Raw genomic sequence first — 22076 nt, 5'->3', positions numbered from 1 at the left:
TGATACAGAATTCTATGACTGGATTGTTTTCTAAATGATTTTTTTAAAAGAATCAAATTGAGAAATAGAATCGTAGTATATTGACTCGATCGTTTAGATAAAATATGACAGTTGAAACATTTTCTTGTAAATGTAATCGCTTTTTTAAAGACTAAAATATGATAATGGAGGAATGAAACCATGAGTGAATTTAATGGATTAGGGATGGGACTTGGTAATCTATCAAGAGTGTCAAAAGCGAAAACACGCTCTATCAGTGCAGAAAACTTTACTGGCGAAAAAGGGAAGGGAGCGATGGCTACAGAAGGAACAGGTGCTGGGCCGGCGCGAGAGCTTGGAAAAGGTTGGAAGGTATCCCCCTCAATAATGCTTCAACCAGGTAACACCGTGACATTGGCAGAAATTGAAGGACCTGGTGTGATTCAAAGCATGTGGATGACCTGCTTTCCCGCGCATTGGCGAAATACGATCATCCGTATGTATTGGGATGGAGAAGAAACACCTTCAGTCGAGGTACCATATGGGGACTTTTTCTGTAATGGCTGGTGTGAGCGAATCAATATCAATTCCTTGCCTATTTCCGTCAATCCAGCAGGTGGAATGAATGCCTATTGGGAGATGCCTTTTAGAAAATCGGCAAAAATCACCATTGAAAATAGAGATCACGTTGAATATCCGTTATATTACCAAATTAACTACGCTTTAACCGATATTCCTGAAGATATGGCTTATTTTCATGCTCAATGGAGAAGAAGTAATCCTGTTCAATATGAAGATGTTCATACATTAGTAGATGGTATTAAGGGCATAGGCCATTATGTAGGAACTTATCTTGCTTGGCAAGTGAATAGTAATGGTTGGTGGGGAGAGGGAGAAATCAAGTTTTATATGGACGGAGATAAAGAGTACCCGACCATAGTTAGCACTGGGACGGAGGATTACTTTGGAGGTGCTTGGAACTTTGAGCATCCCCAAGGTGAATACGGAACATTTTCAACGCCATTCCTTGGGTTACCGCAAGTCATCAAACCTGATGGCCTGTATCGTAGTCAACAGCGATTTGGGATGTACAGATGGCATATTATGGACCCAATTCGTTTTGAAGATGAGTTGAAAGTGACAATTCAAGCTTTAGGATGGCGCTCTGAAGGAAGATACCTTCCATTGCAGGATGATATTGCCTCAACCACCTTTTGGTATCAATTAGAGCCTCACGTGGAGTTTCCTAAACTTCCAAATAAGGATGAATTGGAAGTGATTTAAGTATAGAGAGAAAATAGAAATGTTGAAGATACTTAGTAGCTGGTTCACTCTTCAAAAAGAAAGCAATGGGGGCGGAACCTTCCCATTCGCCCTCACGAAGAATTCATCAACAAGCAATCTCAAAAGATAGGTAAGAGTCTTGCAAAAATAAAGTGTGGATATGATAAAAATAAGGATGGTGAATCCCTTCGAAACTTTACATAAAGTGTAAACGATTGCATATTTTGTTTGCATGTACTAAATAATAGACAAAGGACGTAGATGAATTGGATATACTTGTGATCGGTAGTTTTATGATGGATTTAGTTGTTCGCACTCCAAGAGTTCCAGAAAACGGTGAAACAATAATAGGAAAATCATTTTCTAGGTTTCCGGGAGGAAAAGGTGCCAATCAAGCTGTTTCCGCTGCTAGACTTGGCGGTAAAGTGACAATGGCTGGGAAATTAGGGGTCGATTTATTTGGAGATGAAGCGATCAAGACATTGAAAAAAGAAGATATCGATACGTCCTATATTCTTCGTGATGATGAACATCCTACAGGAGTCGGCTCAGTCACATTGGAGGAAAACGGACATAATCGAATTATTGTTGTTCCAGGGGCGAATTTAGCTTATGGAATTGAAGATTTGAACAAAATTCGCGAGCTTATTCGCAGATCAAAAGTTTTGGTTGTTCAATTGGAAATGGAACTAGAAATGATTCATAGAGCTATTTCCTATGCATATGAATATGAGATTCCGGTTATTTTAAACCCGGCACCTGCACAAAAACTAAGTGATGAATTGCTGAGAAAAGTCACCTATCTTACACCAAATGAAACAGAAATCGAGATCCTTACAGATATTAAAGTAACTACAAAAGAGGATGCCGAAAAAGCTGGGAAAGCTCTCTTAGAAAAAGGGGTTCAAACTACTATTATTACATTGGGTGAGCGTGGGGCATTTGTTGTAAGTCAAGATGGTTCATTTCATGTTTCGGGATTTCCAATGAAAGCATATGATACTGTTGCAGCAGGAGATGCTTTTAATGGAGCTCTTGCAGTTGGAGTGGCGCAGGGAAAGCCCATCCTTGAAGTTGTGAAACAGGCGAATGCAGCTGGTGCGTTAACAGTGACACGGGCAGGAGCAATACCTTCCTTACCTACTTTAAAAGAAATTGAGGCTTTTTCTAAGGAATTTCAATCGAGAACTTCCTAACTTTCTTTCAAAGGAAATAAATTAATGTAGAAAAAGAGTCCTTATTCTATAAGACAAAATTGTAAACAAAAATCTTGCTAGTGGGTTAGTTGGATTTCAGATCTTGGGACTAATTTTGCAGGCAGTGAAAAATAGTTGCAAATTGGTGGAATAAAGGAGGAGGTTGAAGAGTGGAATATCCAAAGTGGCTTCAAAAATGGGTTGCTTTCAATGAGGTACCATGCACTGTATGTATCACGGAAGAAGAAAGGGCTGGCCAACAAATTGCTCTATTGGAAGCAAAATGGGAACACCCTTCACAAGAGGTTCAGCGCATGCAAATCGATATGGTCGTAAACGACCCTAGAATAAACTGTGTTTGGAAGCCTCATTTATCCCCAGAAAAAAATATGGTAATTGGTGACTATGTGTTTCGCTCCCCTGCGATTATTTTTGAAAAGCTAAATAAACGGTTTGCTTTAATTCCAGATCTTGACTTTTTGGATACACAACGCAGAACTCCACACATAATGGATTTTGTTCAATCAGATAGAATGTTAACATATGGATTGGGACATTATGAAAAAACAAAGCATGTTTATCACACACGCATTGATCAGCCGATTAAGTTGGAAGAAGATCAGCTCTTGTTCCGTTTTTATTTGATAGAGTGGGAGGAGAGGGAAGGAAAGAGAAATGTTCAACCGGTTGTTGATTTTATCTGGGAAAAGTTCGGGGAAAAAAGGATGCGACAAAAGGACGGGGAATTTGATCGTTTACAAGAGCTGGAGGTTTTCGTAAAGCATACCTATGATTGGGCGTTTAAACGATGGGAAAAGATTGTTTGGCAGGAGTTTACATTCAATCAAACAAAGGTTGGTGGCTGTGTTTTTATCGTACGAGCTACTCAATCGCCCGGTCTTGGACAAGAAGAAAATTGGCGTGAAAGAAAGAGTTTGTGGAATCAAGCTTGGTTTTCAAGCTTAAGAAGTGCATATGGTTATAGGGTTTGGGGTGAAAAGTGGAATAATCAGGAGATGATTCAGAGAGCAGAAAAGGCGAAGAACTTTGCGCTTGCAGCTCCACAGACCGATGGACTGTTTCCATCTGTTTATTGGGCAGATGAAAATGGTAGTTTTGTACATGGGGTATGGGGACATTCTGATAGAAGACCTGAAAGCCATGATCACTATGGGCATTTATTGGATATGTCTTGGACATGTTTATGGATGTTAAAATGGTATTCTGATATTGAAAAAGACCCAAAACTCCTGAGCTATACAAAACGTTATGTTGAAAGATTATTGACATTGCAAAATTCGGATGGTAGTTTTCCAGCATGGGTTCATGAAGAAACGGGGTCAATCTCCCCATACTTGATCGACAGCCCAGAAACCTCTATGCATGTATGGCTTTTGACGAAATTGTATCGTATTACGATGGATGATAGGTATATAGAAGCTGCTAAAAAAGGAATGGCGTTTGTTATTAAACAAGTACTTTCGGAGGGGCGTTGGGAAGATTTCGAGTTGTATTGGTCATGTGCCAGGCAGTGGGATGGAAAAAGATATGGTGAAAAAGATCCTCGCAGTGGTTTATACAATCAATGTAGCTTTTCGATATATTGGACAGCTGAAGCGCTGAAAGAATTGTATAAGGTGACGAATGAACAACGATATTTACAAGTAGGAGAGAACGTGTTAGCTGAACTTTCTCTTTATCAGGCGATTTGGAATCCGAAATATTTGGATATACCAATGCTCGGTGGATTCGGTGTGATGACTTCCGATGATGAATGGAATGATGCTCGCCAAAGTTTATTTGCCCTTACGTATTTGGATTATTATGAGCTGACTGGAAAGCAAGCATACCAACTTAGGGGAATCTGGGCAATGAGAGCGTCGTTCTATTTAATGTATTGTCCGGAAAATCCACGCGTTATGAAGCAATATGAACAGACATTTCCTCATTTCGGTGAACAGGACTACGGCTTTGAAATGGAAAATGCCCATCATGGTGAAAATGATCAATTTCAACCAGGGGAATTTACGATATTTGATTGGGGAAATGGATCTGCCTCCGCCTCATTGGCCGAAATATTATTAAGGTAGATTTCCATTTTAGCAGGAAAGCTTAGCTATGCTTTGCTTTTGAATCTTGAAAGAGGGAGATGTTCAAGCTATGGATAACAGTGCTTATGTAACTGAAACAAGAGAAGAGATTGCAGAGAAATTTTTCCGCTTTACTTATAAAGGAATGCCTTATCGGTTATATGTACCTGAAAATTATCGGGAAAACCAATCCTACCCATTAGTATTATTTTTGCATGGCGGTGGAGAGAGAGGCAATGATAATGAATCCCATATTCTCTCGTCTGATGGAGCAGTGGTATGGGCAACAGCAGAAAATCAAGCGAAGTATAGCGCATTTGTCTTAGCCCCGCAATCCCGTAATCTGCCACATGGTGGTTTTGGTATAACGCGCAATCATCACAATCAAATAAATTTGAGCCGGCTTTTTGAACCAAGTGATGACTTGCTGATGGCGCATGAAATTTTACAATCTATTCGAGGGGAATTTTCAATTGATCCCAATCGTTTATACTGTACAGGGCTTTCTCAAGGCGGTTTCGGAACATATAATTTAAATATTCTTTTTCCAAAATTATTTGCTGCTATGGTGCCCATTGCTGGTGGAGGAGATCCGGAAAAGGCAAATGTGCTAGCTAAAAAGCCCCTATGGAATTTCCATGCAGAAGATGATGAGATTATACCCGTCTCTTATTCTAGGGAAATCATCGCAAGTATAAAAAGAGCGGGTGGAAATCCTCGTTACACCGAATATCCCGCACAACTTGGATATGGACACGGATCCTGGGTACCGACTTATGCTAGTAAAAAGATGGTGGAATGGATGTTTCAACAAGTGAAGATTGATGGATAGATGATAGAATATACCGTATTTTTGCCGTTTTATACTAAAAATAGTATATTAATAAGTTTATTCATTGAATATCATATTTTTTGTAAGTGATTACATTCCGGTCCTTAATGATCAGGCGTAAAAGGAGATGAATTAAAATGGTCCATCATAATCAAAAATCTGTATTAATTTATACAAACCCAGTAGGTGGAATGACTAATATTGGAGACCCTTATATTCTGAAGACAGATGATATGTATTATATGTATGCGACTTCCCAACCTGATGTTGGATTTAAGGTGTGGCAATCACCTAACTTAGTTGATTGGGAGGAAAAAGGGTTAGCCTATTCAATGGATGAGCAATCAGAAAAATGGGCAACTGGTGATTTTTGGGCGCCAGAAGTTATTCATTATGATAACCAGTATTATATGACGTATAGTGCTCGTAGTCTTGAAGGGTCCTTGAGAATTTCCATTGCTCGGAGTCCCCATCCTTTAGGACCTTTTATTGATATCAAGATAGATCTCATAAAATGGGCAGGTTCCTATATCGATGGACATCTATTTATTGAAGAGGATGGAACACCCTATTTTTATTATGTGAAAGACTGTTCAGAAAATATTATAAACGGAAAGCATATAAGCCAAATTTACGTTCAGCAGTTGAGCCGATCTTTAACTGAATGTTCAGGGGATGCAAAGCTAATACTTGAACCAGATAAGGAGTGGGAAGGGATCGATGACCATTTCCAGTGGAATGAAGGTCCTTTTTTATTAAAACATCAGGGCAAATATTATTTAATGTATTCAGCCCAATGTTTTGCCAGTCTAAATTATGCTATTGGCTATGCTGTGGCAGAGCATCCAATGGGACCATTCTATAAGGCAGATGAGAACCCTATTCTGGCAAAAGATTTAGCGAAGGGCGTTTCAGGACCAGGGCATAATAGTGTCACAATCGGTCCAGACGGTAAGACACTTTATATTGTATATCATATTCATACGGATGTTGAAAAACCGAGTGGAAATCGGCAAATGTGTATTGATCGCTTATTTTTTGTAGACGGAAAATTAAAAATAGACGGACCAACAGTTGATCAGCAACAGATTCAACTATAATAAGTCAAACGCGATAATAAGAAAAAGATGATCCACCGACAAGAGTATCCTCGACCACTTCTGAACGGAAAATTCATGCTCCTTTTACTTTCAAACAGATTTAAGTAGTATTCATGACTAATTCTTTTTGTGCTCATGTTTTGTATCAAAGAGTATTTTTCGTTCATGAAAATTGAGCAAACAAGGCCAATATTCTATATTATGGTCTGTTGATCGGCAATCTTGGGTCTAACATAAACGGTCATTTTGTCGGGGGGATACACTTGGTGATTATTTCTGTCTCATGAAAGCTGTATATGGATCTAATATTTTCACATGGATAACTGCTGAAATCAATGAATTATGAATTCGACAGAATTAATCGAGTCATCATGATAAGCTTTTAAAGTTATAAATGGCAAGATATTGCAAAAGAACTAGGTCCTTAAGCTAGGATGAGGCAAAACACAAGTAAGAAAATAAAAAATAATCAAAAAAGCATTGCTTTGGATATTCATATACGCTAATATAATAATAAATATATGTGTAAACGATTACAGTAATAAGTAAATTAAAAAATGAATTTAATTTTGCTTTATATAGGGGAGGTTAGTTTACTGTTTGTCTCTTTAATAAGGTAAAAGAAATCTATAATCTCGTAATTCAAGATGGAAATGGAGGGATTACGTGTTACAGCTACTTCGTAAGTATGCCATTAGCTTAACAGTCATTGTTCTACTTACGGCTACGGTCATCTATTGGATACAAACAAAAGGTTACAACGATACTGTGATGGAGGCAGTTGCTGAATATAATGATATTGAGGAACGATCGATTTTAGCTGAAGAGGATATTTCAGAATTATTAGAACCATCCGTTTATGAATATTATAAAGCGGCTGGAATAGAAGGGATCACGGATACGGAAGGTTTTGACTTGCGGATTCCCTCCAAAGAGTATTCTGATATGAGCAACGAGGGAGTCGAGATGATGAGTGATCTCGGAGAACCATTTGATAAAGCTGTTGCAATTATGGATGAAGAGGGATGGGTGGAATACCGTTTTAGTGTTCCAGAAGATGGTTACTATCAAATGGGCATGGATTATTATGCATTGCCAGGAAAGCGCTCCAATGTAGTAAGAAGTTTACAAGTAGATGGAGAATATCCTACTTTTCAAGCGAAGAAGTTAACATTTCAACGCATGTGGCAAGAAGAAGGTGAATCTTGGTATGACAATCAAGGCAATGAATTTAACCCTGCCCGAAAAGAACGATCAGGCTGGCAATATAAAGAGTTTAGAGATTCGGAAGCAAAAGTTGCAGAACCTCTTCGGTTTTACCTTACAAAGGGTGAGCATGTGATCCGGATTGAAGGGGTGCGTGAACCCGCTGCTATGGGAAATATTCATATTTTCTCACCCATCCATTACCCTACATATGAGGATGTCAAGGAAGAGTATGCAGAAAGAGGCTATCAGGAAACAAAAGGCGTTCAAATTAAATTGCAAGCGGAGGATTCAACGTTACGTTCTGATCCGACTTTAAAACGTGTCGAAGATCGGGAACCATCAACGGAGCCATTTGTTCAACATGCAATTGCCTTAAATACCTTTGGAGGGGATGGCTGGAGAAATGGAGAGCAATGGGCCGAGTGGAATTTTGAAATTGATGAAAGCGGTTTATATAATATCGGAACTCGGTTTGGCCAACACTTTTTAAACGGCATGCCGACAGAAAGGAAAATAACGATTGATGGTCAGTTACCATTTCAAGAGATGAACAGTGTTTTATTCCCATATAAAGCTGGCTGGCAAATGGAAGGCATAGGAACAGAAGAGGAGGATTATCTTTATTATTTCGAAGAGGGGTCACATACGATTCGCATGGAAGTACAGGTAGGGAGTATCGGTCCAATGCTTGAAGATATTCGCATAGTGACGAACAAGCTCTCTTTGTTGTATCGGGAAGTGATTCGGGTAACAGGTACAAGTCCAGATCCAAATATTGATTGGAACTTAGAGGACAGTGTTCCTAATTTAGTTCCACGTTTACATATTATGGCGCGAAATATCCATGATGTTGTGCAATCGTTCTACGATTTGGGAGTAGAAGAAGGCAGCTCCGATATTAGTACATTATTAGAAGTTCGTGACACGCTGATTGCGATGGCAGATAAACCTTCATCTATTCCAGGAAAATTAGAATCTATTAATGACATGCAATCACAATTAGGAACTTGGATTAATGGCTTGAGCTCCCAGAGTTTACTGCTTGATTATATTTTAATACAGTCACCGGATCAAGAGTGGCCAAAGGCCACCGCACCGTGGTATACAAAAATGAAAACGAGTACATTCGATTTAGCCGATTCATTTGTTCGGGACTACAACGGTGTAGGAAATGTATATGAGGATGAAAAAGTTTTAGATGTGTGGATTGCTCGCGGTCGGGATTGGGTGCAAATTATAAAACAAATGATTGATGAAGATTTTACAACTGAAACCGGGATTAAAGTAAATGTAAACTTAGTTCCATCGGGACAAATGGAAGTCTTGTTGCTTGCTAATACTTCGGGACTGACCCCTGACGTTGCATTAGGTGTAGAAGGGGAAACACCTATTGATTTTGCTGTGAGGAATGCCCTAGTGAATTTAAATGAATTTCCAGACTATGAGGAAGTCGCTGATCGATTTAGGCCTGGAGCACTGATTCCTTATAAATATAATGGCGGAGACTACGCCGTCCCGGAAAATCAAAACTTTAATATGCTTTTTTACCGCAAAGATATCATGATGGAATTAGGCATTTCGGAGGATGAAATACCAGATACATGGGAAGAAGTGATGGAATTAATCCCGCTTTTACAGCAAAACGGAATGGATTTTTATTATCCACATGCCCCTAATGATCCGAATGTGGCGGTTAATGAATTTGCACCATTTTTATTTCAACATAATGGAGATCTATATGATGAAGAAGGAATGAAATCAAAACTCGATTCTCCAGAAGCGTTAAAGGCCATGGAGATGTGGACAGAACTATTCACAAACTACAAGATTGAAAAGCAAGCTGATTTTTATAATCGTTTTCGTTCTGGAGAAATGCCGATTGGGGTAGCGGATTATTCTACTTATATTTTGCTTTCAACAGCCGCGCCTGAATTAACGGGCTGGTGGGATATGAAACCGCATCCAGGAATCGAGCAACCAGATGGTCAAATTAATCGTTCCACTGGAGGGTTAGGTCAAACTGGTATCATCTTTAAAGATTCTGAGATGAAAGAAGAGGCATGGGAATTTTTAAAATGGTGGACAAGTGCTGATGCCCAAGAAAGATTTGGGTCTGAACTAGAAGCATTACTTGGTGTGGAAGCACGCTGGAACACGGCGAATGTAGAGGCTTTAAGAAGACTTCCATGGGAACAAACTGATTTAGACGCGATTTTGGAGCAGTGGGAATGGTTTAGAGAAAGAGAAGTAGTGGTCGGTGGATATTTTACGACTCGTCATATCGCTAATATGTGGAATGAGATTGTCTTAAATGGAAAAATGGCGCGAGAAGCAGTAGAAGAAGGAGTGAGAGAAATCAATAAAGAACTCCGGAAAAAACGTGAAGAATTTGGATTGGAAACACCCCAACCTGAAAGTCACGATGAATAGGAGGGAAAGGAAAAATGCCTATGGATTCAGCGACAGCTAAAACAAATGGTGTTTCGATTGTAAAAGAACGATCGAATCATCAGCTTCCAATGGGAAAATGGCGAAAAACATGGCTAGAGATGAAAAGAAATAAAATTTCGTATTTTCTTTTAGCGCCTTTCCTTATATTCTTTACAACTTTTACGATTGTTCCAATTTTCACTTCGATTGGTCTTAGCTTTTCTTACTATAATATTGTGGAAAGCCCTAACTTTGTAGGATTGTCTAATTATCGCCTTCTCTTTGTAGATGATGATATATTTTTAAAAGCGATCGGAGTGACCTTTACTTTAGCCTTTGTAACAGGGCCAGTTGGATATATTATGTCCTTCTTTTTGGCTTGGCTTATTTCACAAGTGAAGCAAAAGTTTCGGTTCTTCTATACATTATGTTTCTATACTCCGTCGGTCACCAGTGCCGTTGCGATTTCTGTTGTCTGGTTATATTTCTTTGCCGGAGATCGAAAGGGGTTACTAAATCATACTTTAATCAAATTGGGAATTTTGAATGAACCGTATTTATTTTTACAAAACGTGGAATCGATTATTCCGGTGATTATCTTTGTGTCTTTGTGGATGAGTATGGGAATTGGTTTTCTTGCTTTCCTGGCTGGTTTGCAAAATGTTCCGAGAGAGTTATATGAGGCTGGGAAAATGGACGGGGTAAAATACCGTTGGCAAGAATTGTGGTATATTACCCTCCCGTCTGTCAAACCACAATTACTATTTGGTGCTGTGATGCAAGTGGTTAGCTCGCTGCAAATATTCGATGTGAGCACGCAATTGGTTGGTTTTCCTAGTCCATTGTATGCCGGGCATACAATCTTATCTCACTTACATGATTACGCTTTTATACGTTTTGAAATGGGGTATGCTTCAGCGATAGCAGTTGTATTATTCCTGATCATGCTTGGTCTAAATCGATTGATTTTTAGAACTCTAGGAGGGGAGGATTAAACGGATGAAAACAACCATTAAGCGAAAGGGAATAGACTGGGGCGGAATTTTCTTATATACATTTTTGACGATAGGCGGTTTGTTGTTTCTTTCGCCACTTGTTTATATGGCATCAACATCAGTAAAGCCGATTAGTGAATTATTTTTATTTCCGCCTAGATTTTTCCCGATTAATCCCACTTTAGTGAATTTCAGAGATCTATTTTTTATTACGGGGACTACAACTGTTCCCTTTTCACGATATATTTTCAATAGTGTACTTGTGACATCCGCTGTTGTGTTCTTCGGGGTTATTATTTCCGCCATGGCGGCCTATCCATTGGCGAAACACACGATGCCTTTTAAGAGTATGGTATTCAGCCTAATTGTTACGGCGTTAATGTTCTCTCCCGTAGTATTGCAGATCCCACAATATTTAATTATCAGCCGGTCTGGCATGATGAATACGTATTGGGCAATGATTTTACCAGGTTTAGCTGCTCCAGTAGGTATATTTCTAATGATTCAGTTTTTAAAGCAGATTCCCGATTCCCTTTTAGAGGCTGCCCGAATGGAGGGGGCTTCGGAATGGCGGATTCTTTGGACCATTGTTTTTCCTTTATTAAAACCAGCTGTAGCGACATTTGCGTTATTTAGTTTTATTCAGGCATGGAATGATCCCTATGCTTCGACGATGTATGCAACAAAAGACCAGCTTAAGACCATTCCATTTGCGATTACTTCCATCAGTGGGGGTGCTGGAGTCATTGCCCGTGTAGGGACATTGGCTGCTGCAAGCTTCTTAATGATTATTCCAACCATCTTCGTGTTTATTATCACCCAGCGAATGGTTTTGCAAACGATGGCTCATTCAGGGATGAAAGAGTAGGGGGTGGAGTTATTGAAATTTTCTTTATCCAAATGGATTTGCATCATTCCAGCTCTTGTTGCGATGTTCCTTTTTCCACTTGAAGGCTGGGCTCAAGAGGCATATGAAGGGTATATTTGGGATACTGAGGAGAGGGATGTCAGATCTATTAATGGTTATTTGCATGATGGCTCGATTGATGGAGCCTATCTACCTACAGGTTCATTCAATAGTCCTGAGGATATATTCATTGCTCCGGATGACTCCATCTATATAACCGATACTGGGAATAATCGCATTATCCACCTTGATGAGGAGAATGAATTGATCAAGGTGATTGGCGATATAGAGGGAGAAGGGATGTTAAATGGACCGAAAGGAGTCTTTGTGAAAGAAGATGGAATGGTATATGTAGCAGATACGAAAAACCAGAGGATTGCAATTTTTGACAAAAATGGAGAATTCCTAAAAGAACTAACAGCTCCAAGCAGCCCGCTACTTGGTGCAAAATTTTCCTATTCTCCTTCAAAATTGATCGTTGATAAAAGGGAGTATCTCTATGTTGTAAGTGAGGGGAATACCAAAGGACTTATGCAGATCGATAGCATGGGTGAATTTAAAGGTTTTTTTGGCTCCAATGATGTTCCATTTAGTTTGAAGAATTTAATTGTGAGACTGATTGCCACGGATGAACAAAAAGCAAAGTTACCTTCCGTTCGAGCGCTAGCTTATTCAAATTTAGCACAAGATAGTGAGGGATTCATTTATACAACAACTCTGGGGACTGATATTAATCAAATTAAAAGGCTATCTCCAGTTGGTGTTGATACACTAAATCAGGCAAATAACACTTATGGAGACTTAACAAGTTATGAAGGACCATTTAAAGTATCTTCCTTTGTTGATGTATCCATTAATGAAGATGGCCTTATAACGGCATTGAACTTAACATCAAGTCGAGTCTATCAATATGACAAGCTAGGGAATCTTTTATTCGTTTTTGGAGGGAATGGTGCACAGAATGGTGTGTTTACGACACCATCTAGTTTAGCGGAAAATTCAGAAGGAATTATTTACGTTGTCGATAAGGGACGAAATCGTGTCGATTTGTTTCGAACAACTCCTTTTGCCGATCGCGTTCATAAAGCGTCAAAATTATATGTCGATGGTCATTATGAAGAGGCAAAGGATATTTGGGAAGAAGTTATCCAATTAAATGGTAATTTTGATATTGCTTATCATGCTATTGGCAAAGCATTGTATAAAAATGAAGATTATAAGGATGCGATGTATTATTTTAAAATGGCGAACGCAAGAGAAGATTATTCTGAAGCATTTCGACTTTATCGAATTGAATTTGTTCGGGAACATTTTGCTTGGTTTTTCTCAGGTCTGATTGTCTTATTCATAGTTCTTCGTTATGGTATTCCAGCGATGATCCGACTGGTTAAGAAAAAAAACAACCCCAAAAGTAGAACAGAATCAGCGATGAAAGGGGAGGGGAGAGTATCATGACGACAGTAATTATGATGAAGCAGATTTTAATCCATCCATTAGATTTTTTTCATGATATTCAAGAGCCCAATCGTCTAAAGTGGTCCCAAGGCATTCTATTGATTTTTCTAACATTCCTAGCTAGGATGGGGTCTCTTTTATTAATAGGTTATCATTTCGAAACGCGGGAAGCGTATGAAATCTCTTATGGGCATGAATTGATCTGGATCGTTGTCCCTTGGCTCACATGGTGTATTGCGAATTGGAGTGTGAGTACGATTCTGGATGGGGAAGGGAAGTTCAAAGAACTCTTAATTGGGAGTGCATTTTGTCTGTCACCCTATATCCTCTTTATTATTCCGCTTACCCTTTTGACTAATATTTTAGCTCTTAGCGAAGATGCTGTTTATCTTGTCATGACAATGTTCATCTTTGCTTGGAGCGGCTTACTCATTTTAATCAAACTTAAGGTTCTTCATGACTTTGAAGTTGGTAAACTCATCTTTATTACATTTATTACCATATTAGCTGTTGGGATTATTTGGTTTCTAGGCATTCTACTATATGGATTACTAAGCCAGTTCGTGATCTTTTTCTTTGATATATTCAAAGAAATTCGCTTCAGAGTATAGGAGGTTTACATTTTGATTAAGGAACAGTTTGTAAGAGCATATCGAAAAAACATTATTTTGTTTATTGGTTGCATCATCATGATCAGTTTCTATCCTTTGAGCAGTTTAGCCGAAGTGGGGATCAATGAAAAGGAAGAGAACGAGGCAAGTACTGAGCTTACGGAAGAAGCCCAATCAAATGAGGAGAATGATTCGAATGCCGAAATGGGAAATTCTGAAGAGATGGTCAGTGAAGAGGAAGATTTTGATCAAATCGAGTGGCTTCCCAGCACTGCAAAGAAACAAGTGGCGGAAAATGAGAAATGGGAAATGTATATCGATGAAGGGAGTGGAAATATTCGCGTTGTAAATAAAGATTCAAATTATGAATGGTTTGGCGGACCACGAAAGTCAAAAAAGACTTTACCGAACAATATTGCGTATATGGATTCGCCTGTCTATATCTCATATACAGAAGGTTCAAGTATAACGAATACATATACGTTAAAAGAAAGTTCTACAACAATGGATATTACCATGATAGAGGATGGAGCGCGTGTGGACTTTGGCCTCGAAGACATCGATATTTTCTTCTCTGTTGAATACAAACTGACAGTTGATGGATTTGAAGCCTCTATTCCAGATGATTCAGTTAGAGAAGAAGGTGTGATTCGCCTGATAAGCTTAGAGCTCCTGCCTTTTTTTGGTGCGGCTTATGAAGGATTAGATGAAGGCGCTGTTTTTCTTCCAGATGGATCTGGTGGGCTAATGCAGGTAAGAAAAGAACATCCTCAATACTTTAGTGGCTATTCGGAACCGGTTTATGGTCCTGACCAAGCTTTTAATGAAGACAGTGGCGAAGTGCTAGCAAGCGGGTTAATCATCGCAGATGCGCCAAAGGAGAAAGTGGCTCTACCTGTTTACGGCATTTATCAAGCAGACAAAGGGTTTTTAGCGATAATTACGGAAGGGGAAGAAACCGCCAATATTAATGCAACGCCTGCCGGTATTCGAAATATTAATATGTACCGGGCTGGGGCAGAATTCTTTTATCGTAATCAAGATACAGTATTCATTGGTTCTTCAGGGGGTATTCCTTTATTCCAAGGAGAAAGAAACAAAGCTGACAGAACGATAAAATATGTTTTATTAGAAGACGAAGAAGCTGATTATGTTGGAATGGCAAAGGCATACCGTAATCATTTAATTGAGGAAGATGTACTGCAAAAACAAGAAGAAGATCAAATTCGACCCCTTTCGATTACCCTTGTAGGGGGAATTATGCGAGATGAGATTGTAGGATCCACCTTTATTGATATGACCACTTTTGAGCAGGTGAAAGAGATCATCGGTACATATGTTGATCAAGGGATTGATTCATTGAAGATTACATTGAAAGGCTGGTCTCAAAAAGGTATTTATGGAAATCAACCCAAACACTTTCCGGTTGAACGTAAGTTAGGGGGAAAGAAAAAATTAACTGATTTAGTTCAGTATGCTGAGAGTGTAGGTATTGATCTCTATCTCAATACAAACTATATAAGGCCCTATGCTAAAAGTAAAGGAGTATCTGCCTCGAAAGATGCCATCAGGGGGATTGACCGTGAAATAATGGAGAATTCAAATTACCATGTATCGAGTAGGGTGAGTAATTCTGATGAAATATTTTATTTAATGAACCCTGATAAAGCTATAGAAAATGCTAAGGGAGAAATAAAAAAATATCAAGATATAGGTATAACAGGAATTCACTTAGACCATATAGGAGAGCTATTATATTCAGATCAAGATCGAAATAAATTGACTAGTAGAAAAGACACGAAAGAAGTTTGGACCAATCTTTTGGATCAATTTGCGGATTCGATCGGAAAGGTTTCTGTTGATTATGGGTTTGCCTATGTGCTAGGACATGTAGATGGGATTCAGAAAATTCCGATGGACTCAAGTCATTTTGTTAATCTGGATGAAACGGTCCCTTTTTATCAAATGGTTATTCATGGATATATTCCTTATACTGGGAAGCCATCAAATTTACGAAATGATGAGCGTGTTGATTTATTACGAGCGATCGAATACGGGGCTAGTCCCAATTTTGAATTAACCTATAAATCTACAGATCATTTAAAAAGAACAATGGAAGACCGGTTATTTAGTTCGAGCTTCCACTTCTGGTTTGACCGCTCTATGGAAGAATATGATCGTTTTTTACAAGTAACTCAAGAAACCGCCGGGCAAATAATGATTGGACATGAAGAATTGGCTCGAAACGTCTATAAAACAACCTATGAAAATGGCACCGAAGTAATAGTGAATTATAATCGCAAGGCGAAAGAAATAGACGGGGTATTAATAGAGGGGCTTGACTATTTGGTGCAAAAAGGAAGGAGAAGTGAATCGTGAAACTCTCAATGAAGACTAGACATATACTTGAAGGCTATTCCTTTGTCTCTTTATGGATTGTTGGATTTTTTCTCTTTATGGCTGTCCCACTAGGACGATCCCTCTTTTATACATTTAATGATTTAAAACCGACAAAAGAAGGACTAGCAGCTACTTTTGTTGGCTTAAAAAATTATCGCCAAGCCTTTACAACCGATGTGCATTTTGTTCCCTTATTAACGGAAACAATGCAAGATCTTGTGACACATGTACCGTTGATTCTTATATTTTCTATGTTTAGTGCAGTCTTATTGAATCGCCAGACATTTGGCAGAACTTTTTTTAGAGGAGTTTTCTTTTTACCAGTCATTATTGCTTCAGGGGAGGCACTTCGAAAGTTGTTACAACAAGGTTCAGCTAATCTCCCAATCTTTACGAATTGGTCATTGTATCGCCAGCTGAATCATTTTATTCCGGAAGGCATCCTGGAACCACTTCTCAAGTATGCCGATTCCCTGACGCTTGTGATGTGGGATTCCGGCGTACAAATTTTAATTTTCCTAGCGGCATTACAAACCGTTTCCCCAGCCCTATATGAAGCAGCAAAGATGGATGGAGCGACAAGTTGGGAAACCTTTTGGAAAATTACCTTTCCCATGTTAATCCCGATGATTTTTGTGAATACATTGTTCACAATTGTGAATTCTTTTACCAATCCTGATAACGGAATTATGAATCATTTGTTACATACTGTCTTTGTATCGAATGATTATGCGTATGGATCTACCATTGGTTGGCTGTATTTTATCTTTATTTTTATCGTATTGGGAGTCGTGTTCCTGATATTCCGTAAAGGTTTGGCTGATAATTAAGGGAAGGGAGTGTCGTCTAATGAATATTCCGATTGTAGGTTCCATCCAACAATCCATACATGGGAAAATAACAGATGATAAAAAAGCTCTATATCTAAGAAGAACGAGAACATTTATAGGAAATATATTTTATTATTTATTGCTATTCAGTTTATCGTTTGTTTTTATTTATCCACTTATCTATATGATTTCTCAATCATTAATGCGGCCATCAGATGTAGCCGATGCAACTGTACAGTGGATTCCTAAGACTCTTGAATGGAATAATTATGTAGAAGCCTTTAAAGCAATCAATTATTGGAATGGCTTACTAAATAGTAGTTTAATTTCACTAGGTAGTGCTATCCTTCAGATTATAAGCTGTTCTTTTATTGGTTATGGGTTTGCCCGGTACAAATTTCCGTTAAAAGGTTTGTGGATGGGCTTACTGATCTTTACATTTCTAGTTCCGCCCACAACGCTTGTAGTGCCCCTCTATATTTTTTATAGTGATTTGGGCTGGATTGATACATTAATGCCATTTATTTTTCCTTCTGCGATGGGATTTGGATTAAAAGGCTCATTATTCGTGCTAATTTTTATTCAGTTTTATCGGGGGTTGCCAAAAGTTATGGAGGAAGCGGCTAGGATTGATGGTGCAGGGGCATTTCGTACCTACTGGACGATTATGTTTCCCTTGGCCAAGCCAGCCATGATTGTTGTATTTCTATTCTCGGTTGTCTGGCATTGGAATGATGTATTTCAACCGAATATGTATTTGTTGCTGCCAGATTTCTTTAATTTAGCACAGAACCTGGCGACATTTAATGGGAACGCAAACGCAGATGGCCTAGATGCTGTTGCTAGTCAAATTCAACAGAGCGAGGCGATAGGACTTGCTCCGACCTTAATGAATCAGATAATGGCGGCAGTAATGCTGACAATCTTGCCAATCCTGATTTTGTATTTATTTGTTCAACGTGCCTTTGTTCATGGGATAGAAAGATCAGGGATTGCTGGAGAGTAAACTTGCTAGAATGGAGGTGGTTTTTAAAAGTAAAAAATGTTTGGTCCAATGAGAAGGATGAACGAGGATTCTTCTACATTCATTCTTCTCCAATTGAAATATTTGAAGAGGTGGGGGAGAATCTTAACTTTTCAATTTTTTGAAATAATCGGTCGCAAAGCAAAAAGTTCATATAGGCACCACAACTAAAAATAATTAAAGCGAATGGTGGAATAAAGAACAGCACAGTTAATAATATAGTTCCCATTCCTATTAATACAAATGTAGTCGGAAAATAGACAAGTGAGACAATAAAGGAATTCTTTAGTATATCTCTGATTCTTACTTGATAATGTACCATAACTGGAAATAGATATATCGACATGAAGAGGTAGATTAATGAGATAAGAAATATGGGAATTAATGTGAATACGGCAATTCCCTTTTGGGTCTGCACAATGAGCAAATAATTAAAATAAAGTAATACACCAAAGGGGATCCAAAGTAATCCGACGATGAAGCTATCTTTAAAATTTCTTTTAAAATGAATAAAAAATGGTCGTATCACGGTTGTTTCATCCTTACGTTTCCATTGCCGAATGACACTGAACATCGCAGCGGTTGCTGGAAAAAAGGTAATAATAGGAATGCAAGTAATCACCCACAGGCTATTAAGAATAAACAAATTAGAGACTCGATCTAAAAAAAGATATATTTTATTATTGAATAACTTCAATGTTCATCACCTGACCTTATAGTGATATCATTATATAAATAGGGTATTTCCTTTTATCCCGCGTTAACTGGCTGTAAGACCCCCCACTTCAGGAATTCGTGGAAAACCTAGAATTGTAAGTGGGGGATCAACAGCCAGTAAAAGCCCGATTTGTTCAACTACCAATCAGTGGGGGATGAAAGAAAACCCCCACTGATTGAAGTTTCACTTTATCGAGAATAATGAAGGAGAAGGGAAAATTCGAGAAGATATGATATATGTGTAAACGATATCACAGTAATGTAAGCGGAGTCAATAGGGTGGAGAGGGACTTTTATATAGATTTTTTATTTTTGTGTTAGTCAGGGAAGTTCTTAAGGAGGTGTAGCCTGTCAATCGGTATTTCATTTATCTCGGTGTAGTCCGTCATAAAACTATCATTTCAAGACTATGAATCTTCAAAGAAGTCTGGATGGAGATAGTGGGCGCTAGCACTCCGATAAGTCTCATTAACTATCAGTTGGGGGTGAAAAAACTCTCACTGAAGCAGTCTCGCTTCAAAGGCTATCTATAAAAACAAAGGGGGAAATAGGTGTGAGTAAGAAGATTGGTATATTGATGTTTCTATTGTCTCTAACCTTGATTATTGCGGGGTGTTCGATCGGGAGCGGTTTGCCAACAGAAGAGGAAAATGAAAATAATGTAGATAATAGAGAAGAAGAAGCTGATACTTCAGAAATTACGTATACTCATGACACAGATTTGGAAGGAGAAATCGAATTTTGGTCATGGGATGAAATGTTTGAAGAAGTGATTGAAGAGTTTAATAAAGTGTATCCCAATATCAAGGTGAATTTAACTAATCTTGAATTGGGGGAATTACATGATAAATTGCATACAACCATTTCAGCCGGACGAGGTGCTCCTGATGCTGTGCATGTTGAACAAGCACAATTTCCAAGATTTCAATCTGAAGGGCTATTTGAAGATTTCTTACAACCGGAATACAATATTCAACGTTATCAGGATCTACAATCTGAATATAATTGGGAAAGATGGAAGTCTCCGGATGGAGAACGTCTATTAGGATTTCCTTGGGATCTTACAGCCGGTGTATTCTATTATCGAGAAGATATATATGAACAGATGGGACTGCCGACTGATCCTGAAGAGTTAGGAGAATGGCTTCAAGATCCTGAAAATGTATTGAACGCGGCTCAAACGTTAAAGGCAAATGATATTTATATGTATGAATTTAGAGATTCTCCAGCGATTCAATATGGAGATGAGACAGGATATTTTGACAGTGAACTGAATTATATGCGGAATGATGAAAGAATGATTGAACTTTTAGATTTTGTGAAACAAGGTGTTCAAATTGGCTGGGCCCCACAAATGTCTTTAATATTCAGTGATGAAGGACAACAACTTGTGAAACAAGGAAAGGCAGCTTCCTTTCCAGCAGGTACAAATGGTTCTCGTCATTTAGAAGATGCATTTCCAGAACAAGCAGGAAAGTGGAGAGTAACGAGAATGCCGATGGGTGTAAATGTAGGATTAGGTGGCTCTACGTTCTCGATCCCTTCACAAAGTGAAAACAAAGAAGCCGCTTGGGCATTCCTGGAATTTGCAAACTTCTCTGAAGAGGCATGGAAGGTTTATGTGGAGCATGCTGTGCAGCCAGGTTGGAAACATATTACCGCCCTTCCGTGGTATATAGAGCATACGAATGAATATTTAGGTGGACAACAAGACTATGCATTTTATGAAACCATTGTGGATGATATTCCTGTTCGCCGGTTAACACCTATAGATGCTCCTGCCTGGCCATTATATATTGATGATATTAATGAATCGATTGATAAGAACATTGATTCCAGAACAATTCTGGAACAGATTGAAGAAAATACCTTAAAACAACTTGCCCCAGAAATTAAGAAATTAAAAGAAGAATATGGGATAGAGTAAACCGTATTTAAAGCGACAATCCCTAAAGTTGAAAATCGCCAAAAAGGCTTCCTCGCCGCGTGGGTCTGGGTCTACTTGGACTTAAATCATGCAGGTATTGCGCCGGGACGGCGCTAACTAAGCCATTGATCCTTCCTGTGAGAGGCTTCGGCTGATGCTATTCGTGTCACCGGTTTTGGTGATTTTCATAGCCCTTATAGGACAACACCTTTTTTAGATTCTTTTATCTAAATATAAGGAAATCAAACAAGCAAAGTAACATAGATTTTTAAAAGGTTATTGAGCTTAATAGAAAAATTGTTATAATGCATATGGGTAAACGATTACACACAATAATATATTACAGGTTGAATGAGAGAGTGGTCTGGCTCTTAACTTTCATTCACTTGTATATCATTTAGTTAAAGGAGATAGGCTTATGTCTGCTTTATATGAAATTAAGAAAACGATTGCGATAGAAGCGTTAGCTCTTAGAGAACTATCAGAAAAGTTGGATAGTAATGTTGATGAAGCTTTTCGTCTCATTCAAAATTGTGGAGGAAAGGTGGTTGTAACTGGTGTCGGTAAATCTGGACATATTGGCAAGAAAGTTGCTGCAACTCTTGCAAGTACAGGAACACCCGCTTTTTTTGTCCACAGTACAGAAGGAGTACATGGCGATCTAGGTATGGTTGAGAGAAGTGATATCGTTCTCATGATTTCAAATAGCGGGGAAACAGAAGAAGTGCTAAGCTTGCTACCTTCACTAGAAAAAATGCAAGTAAAAAAAATAGCGATTACTAAAAACAAAGAATCTACATTGTCGAAGGCTTGTGATGTTGCATTGACTTATCAGTACGAAGCCGAAGCCGATCACCTCGGTTTAGCCCCAACGATCAGTACAACTCTTGTCCTCGTTATGATGGATGCACTAGCGGTTTCGCTCTGTAAAAATCGTAATTTTAAAAAAGAGGATTTTCATTTATACCATCCTGGGGGAAGTTTAGGCAAACAATTAAGCAAATGAACGATTGGTTTGACTTGATGAATATTATATAAAAAGGAGTAGAGATTATGAGTTTTATAGGAATATCTTTAAGAGATTTATATC

16 protein-coding genes are annotated in these 22076 nt (G+C 38.5%); 15 read left to right on the top strand and 1 reads right to left on the bottom strand.

The window, feature by feature from the left end; all coding sequences use genetic code 11:
- Positions 1-180 precede the first annotated feature (180 nt).
- The 13 genes from IPU53_RS01350 (at position 181) to IPU53_RS01290 (ending at position 18324) form a co-directional block, all read left to right on the top strand.
- Complete coding sequence (locus IPU53_RS01350) at positions 181-1263, top strand: glycoside hydrolase family 172 protein (protein WP_207446663.1); 1083 nt, start codon at positions 181-183, stop codon at positions 1261-1263.
- Between the two features lie 266 nt (positions 1264-1529).
- The gene (rbsK, locus tag IPU53_RS01345) at positions 1530-2459 is read left to right on the top strand and encodes a ribokinase (RefSeq protein ID WP_207446661.1); all 930 of its coding nucleotides are present in this window, start codon (positions 1530-1532) and stop codon (positions 2457-2459) included.
- A gap of 170 nt (positions 2460-2629) precedes the next feature.
- Entirely contained in the window at positions 2630-4549 is a 1920-nt protein-coding gene (locus IPU53_RS01340) for a hypothetical protein (protein ID WP_207446659.1), read from the top strand.
- Positions 4550-4619: 70 nt separating this feature from the next.
- On the top strand, positions 4620-5381 hold the full coding sequence (locus IPU53_RS01335; RefSeq protein WP_207446657.1) for an alpha/beta hydrolase-fold protein: 762 nt from the start codon (positions 4620-4622) through the stop codon (positions 5379-5381).
- A gap of 137 nt (positions 5382-5518) precedes the next feature.
- Complete coding sequence (locus tag IPU53_RS01330; RefSeq protein ID WP_207446655.1) at positions 5519-6481, top strand: glycoside hydrolase family 43 protein; 963 nt, start codon at positions 5519-5521, stop codon at positions 6479-6481.
- 666 nt (positions 6482-7147) lie between these two features.
- Positions 7148-10120, top strand: a complete 2973-nt coding sequence (locus IPU53_RS25420) for an extracellular solute-binding protein (RefSeq protein WP_207446653.1) — start codon at positions 7148-7150, stop codon at positions 10118-10120.
- Positions 10121-10134: 14 nt separating this feature from the next.
- Positions 10135-11115 (top strand): carbohydrate ABC transporter permease, encoded by a 981-nt coding sequence (locus IPU53_RS01320; protein ID WP_242697982.1) that lies wholly within the window; start codon positions 10135-10137, stop codon positions 11113-11115.
- Positions 11116-11119: 4 nt separating this feature from the next.
- Positions 11120-11983 (top strand): carbohydrate ABC transporter permease, encoded by an 864-nt coding sequence (locus tag IPU53_RS01315; protein ID WP_207446646.1) that lies wholly within the window; start codon positions 11120-11122, stop codon positions 11981-11983.
- Between the two features lie 12 nt (positions 11984-11995).
- Positions 11996-13477, top strand: coding sequence for a hypothetical protein (locus IPU53_RS01310; RefSeq protein WP_207446645.1), 1482 nt, complete (start codon positions 11996-11998; stop codon positions 13475-13477).
- Complete coding sequence (locus IPU53_RS01305) at positions 13474-14088, top strand: YIP1 family protein (protein WP_207446644.1); 615 nt, start codon at positions 13474-13476, stop codon at positions 14086-14088. Before IPU53_RS01310 ends, IPU53_RS01305 begins: the two co-directional genes overlap by 4 nt.
- Positions 14089-14100: 12 nt before the next feature.
- Complete coding sequence (locus IPU53_RS01300; RefSeq protein WP_207446643.1) at positions 14101-16467, top strand: DUF5696 domain-containing protein; 2367 nt, start codon at positions 14101-14103, stop codon at positions 16465-16467.
- Positions 16464-17318, top strand: a complete 855-nt coding sequence (locus IPU53_RS25415; RefSeq protein WP_207446642.1) for a carbohydrate ABC transporter permease — start codon at positions 16464-16466, stop codon at positions 17316-17318. The genes IPU53_RS01300 and IPU53_RS25415 overlap by 4 nt, the downstream gene beginning before the upstream one ends.
- 19 nt (positions 17319-17337) lie before the next feature.
- On the top strand, positions 17338-18324 hold the full coding sequence (locus tag IPU53_RS01290) for a carbohydrate ABC transporter permease (protein ID WP_207446640.1): 987 nt from the start codon (positions 17338-17340) through the stop codon (positions 18322-18324).
- A gap of 79 nt (positions 18325-18403) precedes the next feature.
- Here IPU53_RS01290 and IPU53_RS01285 read toward each other — a convergent pair whose 3' ends face one another.
- On the bottom strand, positions 18404-19039 hold the full coding sequence (locus IPU53_RS01285) for a YesL family protein (RefSeq protein ID WP_207446638.1): 636 nt from the start codon (positions 19037-19039) through the stop codon (positions 18404-18406).
- Positions 19040-19612: 573 nt separating this feature from the next.
- On the opposite strand from IPU53_RS01285, the gene IPU53_RS01280 reads away from it, so the two are divergent.
- Together IPU53_RS01280 and IPU53_RS01275 are read left to right on the top strand one after the other, a co-directional pair.
- A complete protein-coding gene (locus IPU53_RS01280) occupies positions 19613-20986 on the top strand; it encodes an ABC transporter substrate-binding protein (RefSeq protein WP_207446636.1) in 1374 nt (457 codons plus the stop codon).
- A gap of 418 nt (positions 20987-21404) precedes the next feature.
- Positions 21405-21992, top strand: coding sequence for a KpsF/GutQ family sugar-phosphate isomerase (locus IPU53_RS01275; RefSeq protein WP_207446629.1), 588 nt, complete (start codon positions 21405-21407; stop codon positions 21990-21992).
- Positions 21993-22076: the final 84 nt, after the last annotated feature.

The sequence above is a fragment of the Bacillus sp. SD088 genome, assembly GCF_017355205.1.
GTDB lineage: Bacteria > Bacillota > Bacilli > Bacillales > Bacillaceae_C > Lederbergia.
The sequence above is the reverse complement of the archived record's forward strand: the minus strand, read 5'-3'. Positions and strand labels throughout refer to the sequence as shown.